Source organism: Streptomyces triticirhizae (assembly GCF_003696235.1).
Lineage (GTDB): Bacteria > Actinomycetota > Actinomycetes > Streptomycetales > Streptomycetaceae > Streptomyces > Streptomyces triticirhizae.
Genome location: NZ_RFFJ01000034.1, coordinates 1 through 13,279 on the forward strand (window position 1 = coordinate 1; position 13,279 = coordinate 13,279).

The 13,279-nt window shown below is 71.5% G+C and carries 13 protein-coding genes; 9 read left to right on the forward strand and 4 right to left on the reverse strand.

Annotation, left to right across the window (positions count from 1 at the left end):
* Nucleotides 1-683: 683 nt before the first annotated feature.
* The 3 genes from EBN88_RS09035 to EBN88_RS09045 all read right to left on the reverse strand — a co-directional run bounded on the left by EBN88_RS09035 (nt 684) and on the right by EBN88_RS09045 (nt 4,265).
* Nucleotides 684-1,877, reverse strand: coding sequence for a cytochrome P450 (locus EBN88_RS09035; protein WP_122183283.1), 1,194 nt, complete (start codon nt 1,875-1,877; stop codon nt 684-686).
* A gap of 214 nt (nt 1,878-2,091) precedes the next feature.
* On the reverse strand, nt 2,092-2,664 hold the full coding sequence (locus tag EBN88_RS09040) for a transcriptional regulator (protein WP_122183284.1): 573 nt from the start codon (nt 2,662-2,664) through the stop codon (nt 2,092-2,094).
* A gap of 17 nt (nt 2,665-2,681) precedes the next feature.
* A complete protein-coding gene (locus EBN88_RS09045; protein WP_122183285.1) occupies nt 2,682-4,265 on the reverse strand; it encodes a helix-turn-helix domain-containing protein in 1,584 nt (527 codons plus the stop codon).
* A gap of 448 nt (nt 4,266-4,713) precedes the next feature.
* Here EBN88_RS09045 and EBN88_RS09050 point away from each other — a divergent pair, with 448 nt between their 5' ends.
* The 9 genes from EBN88_RS09050 (at nt 4,714) to paaE (ending at nt 12,734) form a co-directional block, all read left to right on the forward strand.
* Entirely contained in the window at nt 4,714-5,883 is a 1,170-nt protein-coding gene (locus EBN88_RS09050) for a thiamine pyrophosphate-dependent enzyme (protein ID WP_122183286.1), read from the forward strand.
* Nucleotides 5,871-6,890, forward strand: coding sequence for an alpha-ketoacid dehydrogenase subunit beta (locus EBN88_RS09055; protein WP_122183287.1), 1,020 nt, complete (start codon nt 5,871-5,873; stop codon nt 6,888-6,890). Before EBN88_RS09050 ends, EBN88_RS09055 begins: the two co-directional genes overlap by 13 nt.
* 86 nt (nt 6,891-6,976) lie before the next feature.
* Nucleotides 6,977-8,149, forward strand: coding sequence for a dihydrolipoamide acetyltransferase family protein (locus EBN88_RS09060; RefSeq protein WP_407703389.1), 1,173 nt, complete (start codon nt 6,977-6,979; stop codon nt 8,147-8,149).
* 17 nt (nt 8,150-8,166) lie between these two features.
* Nucleotides 8,167-8,976, forward strand: coding sequence for an enoyl-CoA hydratase/isomerase family protein (locus EBN88_RS09065; protein WP_122183314.1), 810 nt, complete (start codon nt 8,167-8,169; stop codon nt 8,974-8,976).
* An 18-nt stretch (nt 8,977-8,994) separates the two neighbouring features.
* On the forward strand, nt 8,995-9,951 hold the full coding sequence (gene paaA, locus EBN88_RS09070) for a 1,2-phenylacetyl-CoA epoxidase subunit PaaA (protein ID WP_199742302.1): 957 nt from the start codon (nt 8,995-8,997) through the stop codon (nt 9,949-9,951).
* Between the two features lies 1 nt (nt 9,952).
* Complete coding sequence (paaB, locus tag EBN88_RS09075) at nt 9,953-10,246, forward strand: 1,2-phenylacetyl-CoA epoxidase subunit PaaB (protein WP_122183290.1); 294 nt, start codon at nt 9,953-9,955, stop codon at nt 10,244-10,246.
* A gap of 42 nt (nt 10,247-10,288) precedes the next feature.
* Nucleotides 10,289-11,140 carry a 1,2-phenylacetyl-CoA epoxidase subunit PaaC gene (gene paaC, locus EBN88_RS09080; protein ID WP_122183291.1) on the forward strand — a complete coding sequence of 284 codons (852 nt, stop codon included), beginning with the start codon at nt 10,289-10,291 and terminating at the stop codon, nt 11,138-11,140.
* Nucleotides 11,134-11,646 carry a 1,2-phenylacetyl-CoA epoxidase subunit PaaD gene (gene paaD, locus EBN88_RS09085; RefSeq protein ID WP_267902544.1) on the forward strand — a complete coding sequence of 171 codons (513 nt, stop codon included), beginning with the start codon at nt 11,134-11,136 and terminating at the stop codon, nt 11,644-11,646. Before paaC ends, paaD begins: the two co-directional genes overlap by 7 nt.
* Nucleotides 11,646-12,734: a 1,2-phenylacetyl-CoA epoxidase subunit PaaE gene (paaE, locus tag EBN88_RS09090; RefSeq protein ID WP_122183292.1), complete on the forward strand. Its 1,089-nt coding sequence runs from the start codon at nt 11,646-11,648 to the stop codon at nt 12,732-12,734. The genes paaD and paaE overlap by 1 nt, the downstream gene beginning before the upstream one ends.
* A gap of 57 nt (nt 12,735-12,791) precedes the next feature.
* On the opposite strand, the gene EBN88_RS09095 is transcribed toward paaE, so the two are convergent.
* Nucleotides 12,792-13,214: a YjbQ family protein gene (locus tag EBN88_RS09095; protein WP_122183293.1), complete on the reverse strand. Its 423-nt coding sequence runs from the start codon at nt 13,212-13,214 to the stop codon at nt 12,792-12,794.
* Nucleotides 13,215-13,279 lie beyond the last annotated feature (65 nt).

A 13,279-nucleotide genomic window follows, 5' to 3' on the forward strand; every position in this document is an offset into this window, starting at 1 on the left:
GGCCTAAGGAAGACGGCGCTCCGCGCCTAACAAGCCACTCCGTGGCCAAACACAAAGCCGCTCCGCAGCACAAAACAAATGGCGCTCCGCGCCAAAAAGCCCCACCCCGCAAATTCAACCCACAGAAAGGGCGCTCCGCGCCAAACAAAAACACCTCATCACAACACCCACTCCGCAGAAAGACACTCCGTGCCTAAACAAAGCTGCTCCACAGCCAAACAATGGCGCTCCGCGCCTAACAAAAACGCCACTCCGTGGCGACAAAACAAGCCGCTCTGCGGCTAAAGTCAGCAACTAAACAACCGCCCAGCTGCTCACTCAGCCAAAGAAAAGCAACTCCTCTCCAAACGAAACCAGTTGACACCACTCCTAACCAAAGTGCCTCCACCTCCGAACCCAAAAGAAAACCCCATACACACAGAAAAGAAACACACCCAGCCCAACCACCTAAACCCAACGCCCTAACCCCAACCAACTTAATAAACCAAAGAACCCCCAACCATTCCACAACCTCCCTTCCCCTCTCCCACCTACCCACCCTGAACCAACCACACAACACAAACAAAACAACTCACATGCGCCTAGCGCCAGTCAAGAAACCCCACCCCCCACTCCCCATCAACTCCCCCTCACCACCTCACAGTTACTCCTCCTCCCGCAAATCACCCACAACAAACGCCAACTCACCAAATAACAGGAAGTCGAGCCAGCCCGTTGATCATGCTCCCCCGATTCCACTGAAGATCCATCTCCGGGACGGCGAGTTTGAGACCGGGCAGCCGGTCAAGTACCGCTGCGATGGCTTCCTGTAGCTCGACGCGCGCGAGGTGGGCACCGAGGCAGAAGTGTGGGCCGTGGCCGAATGCGAGATGAGGTGCGGTGGGGCGGTCCAGGAGCAGTGTGTCGGGCTGGGGGAAGACCGCCGGGTCACGGTTGGCGGCGCCGAGTACGGCGATAACGGGTTCGCCGGCGTGGACGGTGACGCCGCCGAGTTCGATGTCTTCCGTGGCGTAGCGGGCAAAGGAGAAGCCGCTGAGGATGGGGACGTAGCGGAGGAGTTCCTCGACGGCCTGGGGGACGAAATCCGGCTTGTTCCTGAGGAGTTCGAGTTGCTCCGGGTGGCAGAGCAGGGTGGCCAGAAAGTTGGCGATCTGGTGGGAGGTGGTGACGAAGCCCGCGTTCAGGATGTCGGCCGTGAGGGAGAACATCTCGTTCTCGGTGATCCGACCTTCGTCGTCACAGGCGCGTACGAGGGTGGTGAGCATGTCGTCTCGGGGATGTTCACGGCGTTCCTGGAACATTCCGGCGAGGTGGTGGAAGAAGTCCTCGACACGTTGGCGAACCGTCTCGCCCGGGAGGTCGTTGGCGAAGATGGTGTCGGCCCACATCCAGAACCTGTCGTGGTCTTCGGGGGGTGCGCCGAGGATCTCACAGATGATGGTGGTGGGGACGGGGATAGCGAACTGCCTGACGAGATCGGTGGGTTGACCGGCTTCCCGGATAGCATCGAGGTGTTCGTTGGCGACTTCCCTGACGCGACTGCGGATGGATTCCATGCTGCGGGCGCTGAAGTGCCGTCCCACGATGGACCGGAGACGGGTGTGGTGGGGCGGGTCGAGGGAGAAGAGTCCTCCGGTGACACGCGCTTCGTCGCGCATTCGAGGCTGGTCACGGTCGGCGCCGAGGGCGATGGAGAAACGGGGGTCGGACAGTGCCGTCTGGACGTCGGTATGGCGGGTGGCCAGCCAGGCGTCGTCGCCATGAGGCAGCCGTACGCGGGTGAGTGGCTGTCGGCGCAGCTCGGTGTAGGCCGGGTGGAGGGTGAAGCCGTGGTTGGTCGAGAAGGGGCAGGGTCGCCGCTCCTGGGCTTCGGGCACGGTGTTGGTCTTCCTGTGAGGAATGGCTACCCGTGGTGCGGGGTGCCGGGCCGTTCCTCAGTATCGATACCGGGGACGGGGTGGCTGCGAGCACGCCGGGCAGGATCACCCCATCAGGTGGCGGAGCGCGGTCCGGGCGGCCCCAACCCCGGGGGCTGCGGTTCCGGGCTGTCTCCTTGGGAGGTGTCCGCAACGTGGAATGAGCTGACGGCGGTCAGGCGGCGAAGCCCACGTTGGTGACGTACTCGTACTGGCCCCACTGTGATCCCAGATCGACGATCTGCTCGATCCACGCGTCGTCCAGGGCCTGGTCGTCGCCGGCGGCCCAGGCCTCGACGATGGCTCCCCAGCGGCGGATGTTGAGGGTGCGGAACTCCACGACGCGTTGGTGGGGAGGGCGCACGCCGGACTGGTTGAGCGGATGGATCTCCACGCGCGTGCCTCGGCCCTCGCGGTTCAGGCGGGCCAGGAGGTATCGGGCGACGTTCTGGCGACGGACCGCGCGATAGGCGGTGTCGATTCGCGTGAGGTTGCGTTTGGTGGGGTTACGCGTGCCGGCCAGCCATGCCTTCAGGGTGCGGTCGGTGACGGTCAGTCCGGCCTCGCGTGCGGCGGCGCGGGCTCGGGATGTGCGGGTGAGATAGTGCAGGCGGGCCAGCAGGCCACGGCGCGTTGTGACGGGGGAAGCGATGAAGTCGGCGAGCGCGTCGAGTTGGCGGGCGACGGCCTCGAATCCCTTGATTCCCTGGGCGCCGTACTTGCCGAAATCGATGGTGCGCTCGGGCACGTTGTCCTCTTCCTCGGTCAGTTCTCGTCGATGGGTCCGGCGGCGGCCGGGTCGGTGGGCTCGCTGCCGATGGGATAGACGTCCTTGACCTTCACCTCGGACACCCCACGGCCCTCCGGGAAGACCTTTGGCCAGTCGCCGATGACATGGAGTTCGTCGGTGCCCATCGCTCGGACGACCGTGAGGCCGGCGTCGTGTGCCTTGAGGGCTTTGGTCCAGAGGTTCGCGAAGGCCTGGGATCGGATGAGGTGCATCCAGTCCGGGCGGTACAGCTCCCGGTTGTAGTTGGACTCCCCCATCGTGGAGACGAACTTGGAGTACATCGCCTTCACGTACTCCAGTGTCACCTCGTCTTCCTGGGCGATGGCGCGGTCCCTGGCGTCCTTGAGGATGACGCGGAACTTCTCCAGGAGGTTCTCCGTGGCGCCGGAGGTGAACGACTCGTGGATCTCGGGAGGTTCGCACAGGCCGAGCTTGGGGCCGGACAGGCGCAGCAGCAGGCGGAGCGTGGGTTCGGTGACCCACAGGGGGCCGGGTTCGTCGCGGTTGCCGATGGGGTTGGGCAGGTAGGCGCCGTGTTCCCACGGGGGTGGGGTGATGAGGTGGACGCCGGCACGGCGGCGGTCGTGTGTGGTGCCGATGGTGTGTTCCAGCTGTCCGATCGGCAGATGTGTCTTGAGTGCGCTGAGGTAGGCGCCGTTGATGTCGAGAGCCGTCACCTCGTGGACGCCGGGCGGCAGTTCGGGGCGGAACCACTTGGGGCGGGCTTCCCAGATCTGGTCGGCGCCGCGTGCGGACTGCTTCCGGAGGATGTCCGGAATCCAGGGGTGGGCGACGATGGCGTAACGGCCACCCTTGCGGCAGCTGTCCAGCAGGGCCATCGCGTCCGGGATGGCGCGCTTGACCAGGGCTGCGGTCGCTGCTTCGACGTCACCCTCGTGTGTGGCCAGTGCGTCGGTCACGGCGGCCGCAATGGGGTCGGGTGAGGAGCGGGGGCGGGAGGGCGTCCCGGTGTGGGGAGTGGCTCTGCCGGTGGGGGAAGTGGCCCGGGCGCGGCGGGCGGCGGGCGGAGTGGGGGCGGGCGTGGTCGTGCGGCTCGCCTGCGGCTCGGCGGGGGCGCACTGGGTGGGGTCGAGGTGTTGGGGGAAACCGGCGACCTGGTGGTGGGCGGGGCGCCCGCACAGGACGCATGGCTGGGGTTCGGCGAGGGCGTCGCCGTCGTCCGGGTGGGCGCCCGGGGTGCGGACGCTGGTCTCCGCGTCCGAGGTGGGGCCGGCGTCGGGTGCCGGTTCCGGCGGGGGTGCTTCTGGTGTGGCGGAGGGGGCGGAGGGCGCTTCGTTCGCGGGTGACGGGACGGGATGCGTGAGCTTGTCGGCCAGGCCGTCGAGGAGGTAGGCGTACTTCGCTCTCACCTCTCCCACGGGGTCCCGGCCGGCCTCCCATCCTGTGACGGTGGACGGACTGACTCCGAGGGCGCGTGCCACCTGGGCCTTGGAGAGGCCGGCTCGTTCGCGTAGGTCGCGGCGCACCGGCGCCTCGGGGAGGGGGGTGTGAGGCGTGAGAGAGGCGAGCAGCGAGTCGATCGCGTCGAAATCACTCATCGGTGCACAGGCTCTCAGACGCGGGTGACGGGGTTGCCGGGGAGCGGTGGGCGGTCGGGGACGTGGGACGTGATCCCGTCGTTCGTGTCGGCGGGTCGTGTCGCTCGCGGCCGGATCTGCACGTCTCGCCCCTCCCATGGCTTCGTGACTGGTCACGAAGTTACCAGCCGTGGAGCGGCCGTGGCCTCGTTGGCTGGTGGCCGCGTGATCACCGGTCCGCCTGGTCCCGAGGGGCCAGCGTCACCGGGGGCGGGGCGGAGAGGGTCGGGCCAAACGTCCCGGGCGGTGGGGTGGGAGGGCTGGGTGGGTGGACGAGTGAGTCGTGGCGTGGGGTGGTTTCGGCAATACGTCGCGGGTTGGGGAGGTCGTATTCCGGTGTCTTGTGGGGAACTTGGGCGGCGGACCATGCTCGATGGTGTCTGGTCTTCTCGGGCTGGGAGTGCCGCGTATGTCGTTCCAGGCTCTTCGGCAGACGGTTGACCGTTTGCTTCCTTCTTCTGATCCGGTTCGTTATGTCGCCGAGGACGGGACGCCGCTTCCCGTTCCGGATGACGGTGGGATTCCCGCCGATGCGGTGTTGTTGGACGCTTTTCGGCGGATGGTGGTGGGGCGGCGTTTCGACGCGCAGGCGACGGTGTTGACGCGGCAGGGGCGGTTGGCGGTCTATCCGTCCAGTCGGGGGCAGGAGGCCTGCCAGATCGGCGCGGTGTTGGCGCTGCGGGAGGAGGACTGGCTCTTTCCGACCTATCGGGACTCGATGGCGTTGTTCGCGCGGGGGCTCGATCCGCTGGAGCTGCTGACGCTGCTGCGGGGTGAATGGCACTGCGGCTATGACCCGATGGCCTGGCGTACGGCTCCACAGTGCACTCCCCTGGCGACGCAGGCGCCGCACGCGGTCGGTCTGGCCGAGGCGTTGCGGCGGCGGGGTCGGGGTGGGGTGGTGTTGGTGTTGGTCGGTGACGGCGGGACGAGTGAGGGCGATTTCCACGAGGCGTTGAACTTCGCGGGGGTGCTCGGGGCGCCGGTGGTTTTCCTGGTGCAGAACAATCGCTATGCGATTTCGGTTCCGCTGGAGCGGCAGTCGGCGGCGCCGGCGTTGGCGTTTCGGGGGGTGGGGTGTGGGGTGCCGTCGGAGCAGGTGGACGGGAACGATCTGGTGGCCACGCTGGCGGTGGTGTCGGCGGCGGTGGAGCGGGCTCGGGCGGGGCGGGGGCCTTCGTTGGTCGAGGCGCACACGTATCGGGTGGAGCCGCACACGAACGCGGATGACGCGGCGCGGTACCGGGATGAGGAGGAGGTCGCCCGGTGGCGGGCGGCCGATCCGGTGGTGCGGCTGGAGCGGTATCTGCGGCATCGGGGGCTGCTGACGGATCGGGAGGTGGAGGACGCGCGCCAGGAGGCGGAGCGGGTGGCGGAGGCACTGCGGGCCGGCCTGAGTGGGCCATTGGCGGGTGATCCGTTGGAGCTGTTCTCGCATGTGTTCGCCGAGCCGACGCCGCAACTGGTGGAGCAGCGGGCCTGGTTGGCGGCGGAGTTGGCCGCCTGGGACGGCGACGGCGGTGCCGGCGGCGACAGCGACGGCGTGGAGGAGGAGGGACGGTCGGGATGGCGACGGTGACCATGGCGCGGGCGTTGAACTCCGCGCTGCGCGAGGCGCTGCGGGCGGATGACGACGTGCTGGTGTTCGGCGAGGACGTGGGGCCGCTGGGCGGGGTGTTCCGGATCACGGACGGGCTGACCCGGGAGTTCGGGCAGGAGCGGTGTTTTGACACGCCGTTGGCGGAGGCGGGCATCGTGGGGGTGGCGGTGGGCCTGTGCATGGGGGGCTTCCGGCCGGTGGTGGAGATGCAGTTCGACGCGTTCGGCTATCCGGCGTTCGAGCAGATCGCCTCGCATGTGGCGAAGACGCGGAACCGGACGCGTGGGCGGCTTTCGCTTCCGATGGTGATTCGTGTTCCGTTCGGTGGGGGGATCGGCGGCGTGGAGCATCACAGCGATTCCAGTGAGGCGTACTACGCGCACACGCCGGGGCTGAAGGTGGTGACGCCGGCGACGGTGGAGGACGCGTACTGGCTGTTGCGGGACGCGGTGGACGATCCCGATCCGGTGGTGTTCATGGAGCCGAAGCGGCTGTACTGGTCGCGGGGTGAGGTGAGCACGGCGCGTGGGTCGGTGGAGCCGTTGGGGCGGGCGGTGGTTCGGCGGGCGGGGCGGGACGTCACGGTGGTGGCGTATGGGCCGGCGGTGCCGGTGGCGTTGGAGGCGGCGCGGGAGGCGGCGCGCGGCGGGGTGGAGTTGGAGGTGGTGGATCTTCGGTCGTTGGTGCCGTTCGACGACGCGACGGTGGTGGCGTCGGTGCGGCGGACGGGGCGTTGTGTGGTGGTGCAGGAGGCGCAGGGCTTCGCGGGGGTGGGCGCGGAGGTGGCGGCGCGGGTGCAGGAGCGGTGTTTCCACTCGTTGGCGGCGCCGGTGTTGCGGGTGGCGGGGTTTGACGTTCCGTATCCGCCGCCGGCGGTGGAGCGGGCGCATCTGCCGAGTGTGCGGCGGATTCTCGGTGCGGTTTCGCGGCTTCAGTTCGATGACGAGCCGGATCTGACGCACGGGGTGGCGGGGGTGGTCTCGTGAGTGGCGACGGTGCGGGGGGTCGGCGAGTTTTTCGTCTTCCGGATCTGGGTGAGGGGCTGACGGAGGCGGAGGTTCTCGGCTGGCGGGTGGCGGTGGGCGAGAACGTGGTGACGGACCAGGTGGTCGCGGAGGTGGAGAGCGCGAAGGCGGCGGTGGAGATTCCGGTGCCGTTCGCGGGGCGGGTGGTGACGTTGCACGCGAGGGTGGGTGAGCGGGTCGAGGTGGGTGGGCCGTTGGTGACGATCGAGGGGGGAGACGGGGCCGGGGTCAGGGCGGAGGCCGTTGCCGGGGCCGGGCCGGAGGCGGCCGGGGAGGCGGCGGAGGTTTCCGGGTCGGGGTCGGGGTCGGGGCCGGTGCTGGTGGGCTATGGCACGGTGCCGGTGGCCGATGTGCCGGGGGACGGGCTGGCGCCTCGGGCGATCTCGCCGCTGGTGCGGCGGATGGCGGCGGAGAACGGGCTGGATCTGGCGGCGTTGGCGCGGGAGGCGCCGCACGGGGTGGTGCGGCGGCGGGATGTGGAGGCCGCGTTGGCGGGGCGGGAGTCGGGGCCGCCGGCGTCGGGCGCCGAGGAGGATCGGGTGCCGCTGCGGGGCGTCGGGCGGGCGATGGCGGAGCGGGTGGCGCGCAGTCGGCGGGAGATTCCCGACGCCTCGGTCTGGGTGGATGTGGACGCGACGGAACTGGTCGCGTTGCGCGATCAACTGCGGGAGTCGGCACCGGAATTGGGCATAGGTCTGCTGGCGCTGGTGGCGCGGGTGTGTGTGGTGGGGCTGACGCGGTTCCCGGAGCTGAACGCGCGGGTGGACGCTCGGCGCGGGGAGCTGGTGCGGCTGCGTGACGTGCGTCTGGGGTTCGCGGCGCAGACTCCGCGCGGGCTGGTGGTGCCGGTGGTGCGTGACGCGCGGCGGCTTTCGACGGCGGAGCTGGCGGGCGAGCTGCGGCGGCTGGGCGAGGCGGCGCGCGGGGGCACGCTGTCGGCGGAGGCGATGGCGGGCGGCACGTTCACGGTCAACAACTACGGGGTGTTCGGGGTGGACGGGGCGACGCCGATCATCAACCATCCGGAGGCGGCCATGCTCGGCGTGGGGCGGGTCGTTCAGCGCCCGTGGGTGGTCGACGGTGCGCTGGCGGTGCGCTGGGTGACGCAGCTGTCGATCACCTTCGATCACCGGGTGTGTGACGGGGGAACGGCCGGCGGGTTCCTCCGGTTCGTCGCCGACCATGTCGAGCGGCCGGCGCTGTTGACGGCCTATCTGTGAGGACGGAGGAGACGGCCATGGAGGGTGAGGCGAGCGCGACGTCGGGTGTGGTGTGTCGCCGCGAGGGGGGCGTGGCCGTGATCGCGCTGGCCCGCCCGGAGGTGGGCAACGCGTTGGACAGTCCGATGCGGCGGGCGCTGTTGGCGGCCGTGGAGGAGGTGGCGGCGGCGGGTTCGGCGGTGCGGGCGGTGGTGTTGACGGGGCGGGGCGGGGCGTTCTGCGTGGGGCAGGACCTGAGGGAGCACGCGGCGGCGTTGGAGGACGATCCGGGGTCGGCGTTCGGCTGTCTGGAGGAGGAGTACAACCCGTTGGCGCGGGCGCTGTGGGGCCTGGAGCAGCCGCTGGTGGTGGCCGTGGAGGGGGCGTGTGTGGGGGCGGGGCTGGGGTTGGCGTTGACGGGTGATGTGCGGGTGGTCGGGGAGGGCGCGACGTTCGCGACGGCGTTCGCGGGGGTGGGGCTGGCGGCCGACTCGGGGCTGAGTGTGTCGTTGGCGCGGGCGGTCGGGCCTTCGCGGGCGGGGGCGTTGTTCCTGCTGGGCGAGCGGTTCGACGCCGGGCAGGCCGAGGCGTGGGGGCTGGCGCACCGGGTGGTGCCGGCCGGCACGGCGGAGCGGGAGGCGTTGGCGGTCGCCGGGCGGCTGGCGGGCGGGCCGACGGCCGCGTTCCGGGAGATCAAGCGGCTGCTGCGGCCTGAGCCCGAGCCGGACTGGGCGGGCGCGCTGGTCAGGGAGACGGCGGCGCAGACCCGGCTGGGCGTGACGACCGATCATCGGGCGGCCGTGGAGGCGTTTCTGGCGCGCCGGCGGCCCACCTTCGAGGGGCGGTGAACCGGCGTGGAGCGTCGGGTGGTTGACGGGCGACGGCACGGGGACGACGAGGAGTTCGCGGAGGGGCGGGCGCGTTTCGAGGAGACGATCGCCGCCGACCGGCGGGTGGAGCCGCGTGACTGGATGCCGGAGGCGTACCGGGCCACGTTGGTCCGGCAGATCGCGCAGCACGCGCACTCGGAGATCATCGGGATGCAGCCGGAGGGCGAGTGGATCACGCGCGCGCCGTCGCTGCGCCGGAAGGCGATCCTGTGGGCGAAGGTGCAGGACGAGGCGGGGCACGGGCTGTACCTGTACGGGGCGGCTGAGACGCTGGGCGCGGACCGGGCGGAGTTGACGCGGGCGCTGCTGGAGGGCCGGCAGAAGTACTCGTCGATCTTCAACTATCCGACGTTGACGTTCGCCGATGTCGGGGTGATCGGCTGGCTGGTGGACGGGGCGGCGATCTGCAACCAGGTGCCGCTGTGCCGCACGTCCTACGGGCCCTATGCGCGGGCCATGGTGCGGGTCTGCAAGGAGGAGTCGTTCCATCAGCGGCAGGGCTTCGAGCTGCTGTGGACCATGGTGCGGGGCACCGAGGCGCAGCGGGCCATGGTGCAGGACGCGGTGGACCGTTGGTGGTGGCCGACGTTGATGATGTTCGGCCCGCCGGACGCGGCGTCGCCCAACTCGGCGCGGTCGATGGCGTGGCGCGTCAAGCGGCATTCGAACGACGAGCTGCGGCAGCGTTTTGTCGACATGACGGTGCCGCAGGCGGAGCGGCTGGGCGTGACGCTGCCCGACGAGCGGCTGCGGTGGAATCCGGAGCGGGGGCACTACGACTTCGGCGCGCCGGACTTCGCCGAGTTGGCGCGGGTGATCGCCGGGGACGGGCCGTGCAACGCGGAGCGGGTGCGGCGGCGTGCGGCGGCGCACGAGGAGGGCGCGTGGGTGCGGGCCGCCGCGCGGGCGCACGCGGCGCGGCGGGGTGAGTGAGGTGGGCGAAGTGGCGGAGGAGTGGCCGCTGTTCGAGGTGTTCCTGCGGGGCCGGCGTGGGTTGAACCATGTGCATGTCGGGTCGCTGCGGGCGGCGGACGCCCGCATGGCGCTGACGCACGCGCGTGACCTGTACACGCGCCGGAACGAGGGCGTCAGCATCTGGGTGGTGCGCTCGGCGGACGTGACGGCGTCGTCGCCCGATGAGCGGGACCCGTTCTTCGAGCCGAGCGGCGACAAGGTCTATCGGCATCCGACGTTCTACGACATTCCCGATGACGTCCCGCACATCTGACGGTGATCTGACGGTGAGAGGCACCAGGGAGGTGGGAGACGCATGAACGACGAGGCGTGGGGCGTGCCGGAGGCGGAGGGTGGGCGGTGGGCGTTCGGCACGGGGTTCGCCGATCCGCTGCACGGGGTGGATGTGGCCGTGCCGGCGGGGGTGGACGGGGCGGAGCTGGCGCGGGTGTGTGTGGCGTTGGCGGACGACGCGCTGGTCGGCGCGCAGCGGCTCGCGGAGTGGGTGACGCGGGCGCCGGAGATCGAGATCGAGTTGGCGTTGGCGAACGTCGGTCTCGACCTGCTGGGCCAGGCGCGGCTGCTGTACACGCGGGCCGGGCAGGTGGACGGCAGCGGGCGGGGCGAGGACGCGTTCGCGTTCACGCGGTCGGCGCCGGAGTTCCGCTGTCTGCGGCTGGCCGAACTGCCGCGCGGGGACTTCGCGTTCACGGTGCTGCGGCTGCTGGTGCTGTCCTCGGCGCGGCTGGCGGTGTTGGAGCGGCTCGCGGGGGCGGCCGATCCGGTGTTGGCGGCGGTGGCGGAGCGGGGTGTCGCGGAGGTGGCGTACCACCGGCTGTTCGCGGCGGAGTGGGTGGTGCGGCTGGGGGACGGCACGGCGGAGTCGCGGCGGCGGCTGCGGCGGGCGGTGGTGGAGGTCGAGCCGTGGCTGGGCGAGGTCGTGGACGACCGGGTGGGGGCTGGGCTGGGCGTGGCGGCGGGCGCGGTGCGGGCGGCGTGTGCGCGGGACTGGCGGCGGGTGGGCGAGGAGGCGGGGGTGCGGCTGCCGCTGCCGGCGCCGTGGGACCGGGCGCCGGGTGGCCGGGCGGGGGTGCACACGGAGCATCTGCCGGTGCTGCTGGCCGAGTTGGGGTCGGTGGCGCGTGAGCATCCCGGGGCGGCGTGGTGACGGGCGCGGGGCCGGAGCTGGCGTGGCGGGTGGCCGGCGGGGTGGCCGACCCGGAGCTGCCGATGGTGACGCTCGGCGAGTTGGGCATGGTGCGTGGGGTGGAGTGCGACGCGGCGGGCGGTGTGGTGGTGCGGCTGGCGCCGACCTATGCGGGGTGTCCGGCGCTGGCGGAGATCCGGGCGGATGTGGCGGCGGCGCTGCGGGCGGCGGGGTTCGCTCCGGTGCGGGTGGTGACGGTGTGGTCGCCGCCGTGGACGACGGAGTGGATCAGCGCGGCGGGGCGCCGGAAGTTGGCGGACGCCGGGATCGCGCCGCCGGGCCCGGTGCCGGCGCGCGGGGGCGGCCCGGTGCCGCTGGTGTTGGGCGCGAGGCGTCCGGCGGTGGCGTGTCCGCGCTGCGGCGGGCGGGAGACGGAGGAGGTGTCGCGGTGCGGGGCGAGCCTGTGTACGGCGCTGTGGCGGTGCCGGGCGTGCCGGGAGCCGTTCGAGCATCTGCGGGGGGTGTGATGGGCGGGGCGACGGCGGGACGTGGGGTGTTCCATCGGCTGCGGATCGCGCGGGTGGAGCCGCTGTGCGAGGACGCGGTGGCGGTGACGTTCGACGTTCCGGCCGAGCTGGCCGGGGTGTTCGCGTTCGCGCCGGGGCAGTGGCTGACGGTGCGGCGGTGGGTGGACGGCCGTCAGGAGCGGCGTTCCTACTCGGTGTGCGCCCCGGTGGGGGCGGCGCCCCGGATCGGGGTGCGGCTGGTGCCGGGCGGGCTGGTGTCCACGTGGCTGGTGCGGGAGGCGGCGCCCGGTGACGTGGTGGAGGTGGCGCCGCCGGCGGGCACGTTCACGCCGGATCTGTCGGTGCCTGACCACCATGTGCTGGTGGCGGCGGGGTCGGGTGTGACGCCGATGGTGTCGATCGCCGGGTCGGTGCTGGAGCGCTGCCCGGGCGCGCGGGTGACGCTGCTGTACGGGAACCGGGCGAGTGGCTCGGTGATGTTCGTCGACGAGCTGGCCGGGTTGAAGGACGCGTTTCCCACCCGGTTCCAGCTGGTGCATGTGCTGTCGCGGGAGCCCCGGGAGGTGGAGGTGCTGTCGGGGCGGCTGGACGGGCCGCGTCTTGAGGTGTTGGCGCGGGCGTTGTTGGACCCGGGGGTGGCGCACCGCTGGTGGCTGTGCGGGCCGCTGCCGATGGTGGAGGAGGCGCGGCGGGCGCTGGCCCGGCTGGGTGTGGACGGGGCGCGGGTGCGGGGCGAGCTGTTCCACGCCGGGGACGAGGGGCCGCCGCCGGTGCGGCGCGCGGACGGTTCGGCGGTGCCGGCCGGGGGGCCGGCGAGCCGGGTGACGCTCCTGCTGGACGGGCGGGCCACGACGGTGGAACTGCCGCGCGGGCAGCGGGTGTTGGATGGCGCGCAGCGGGCCCGCCCGGAGCTGCCGTTCGCCTGCCGGGGCGGGGTGTGCGGCACGTGCCGGGCGCGGGTGAAGGACGGGCGGGTGGCGATGCGGCGGAACTTCGCGTTGGATCCGGCGGAGGTGGCCGCCGGCTATGTGTTGACGTGCCAGGCCGTGCCCGAGACGGAGGCGGTGACGCTGGACTACGACGGCTGAGGAGCCGTCGGCTTGTCGGCTGGGCGGCTCGTCCGCTCGTTCGGCCTGGGCGGGCGTTCAGCCGAGGAAGCTGAGCCGGACCTGGCGGCGCGGGTTGTCGCCGTTGGTGTCGACGACGCACACGGACTGCCAGGTGCCGAGGGCGAGTTGGCCGTCGACGACGGGCAGCGTGGCGTGCGGCGGGACGAGGGCGGGCAACACGTGGTCGCGGCCGTGGCCCGGGCTGCCGTGGCGGTGGCGCCAGCGGTCGTCGGGCGGCAGCAGGTCGCGCAGCGCGGCCAGCAGGTCGTCGTCGCTGCCGGCGCCGGTCTCGATGAGGGCGATGCCGCAGGTGGCGTGCGGGGTGAACACGTTGAGCAGCCCGTCCCGGCCGGCGGCGACGTCCCGCAGGTAGGCGGCGCACTCGGCCGTCAGGTCGTGGACGACCTCGTGGGAGCCGGTGGCGATCTCGATCAGGCGGCTGTCGAAGGCGTTGGTCATGCGGTCCATGGTCGGGGGTGGGGCGGGTCGGGGCGGCGGCGGGGGGCGGCGTGTCGGGCGCGGGG

What these genes read in the sequence shown, in the direction of transcription:
- paaC (WP_122183291.1), top strand. Translation starts at nt 10,289, where the DNA reads ATGAACGACGAGGCGTGGGGCGTGCCGGAGGCGGAGGGTGGGCGGTGG.
- EBN88_RS09065 (WP_122183314.1), top strand. Translation starts at nt 8,167, where the DNA reads ATGGAGGGTGAGGCGAGCGCGACGTCGGGTGTGGTGTGTCGCCGCGAG.
- EBN88_RS09050 (WP_122183286.1), top strand. Translation starts at nt 4,714, where the DNA reads ATGTCGTTCCAGGCTCTTCGGCAGACGGTTGACCGTTTGCTTCCTTCT.
- EBN88_RS09095 (WP_122183293.1), bottom strand. Translation starts at nt 13,214, where the DNA reads ATGACCAACGCCTTCGACAGCCGCCTGATCGAGATCGCCACCGGCTCC.
- EBN88_RS09055 (WP_122183287.1), top strand. Translation starts at nt 5,871, where the DNA reads ATGGCGACGGTGACCATGGCGCGGGCGTTGAACTCCGCGCTGCGCGAG.
- EBN88_RS09045 (WP_122183285.1), bottom strand. Translation starts at nt 4,265, where the DNA reads ATGAGTGATTTCGACGCGATCGACTCGCTGCTCGCCTCTCTCACGCCT.
- paaE (WP_122183292.1), top strand. Translation starts at nt 11,646, where the DNA reads ATGGGCGGGGCGACGGCGGGACGTGGGGTGTTCCATCGGCTGCGGATC.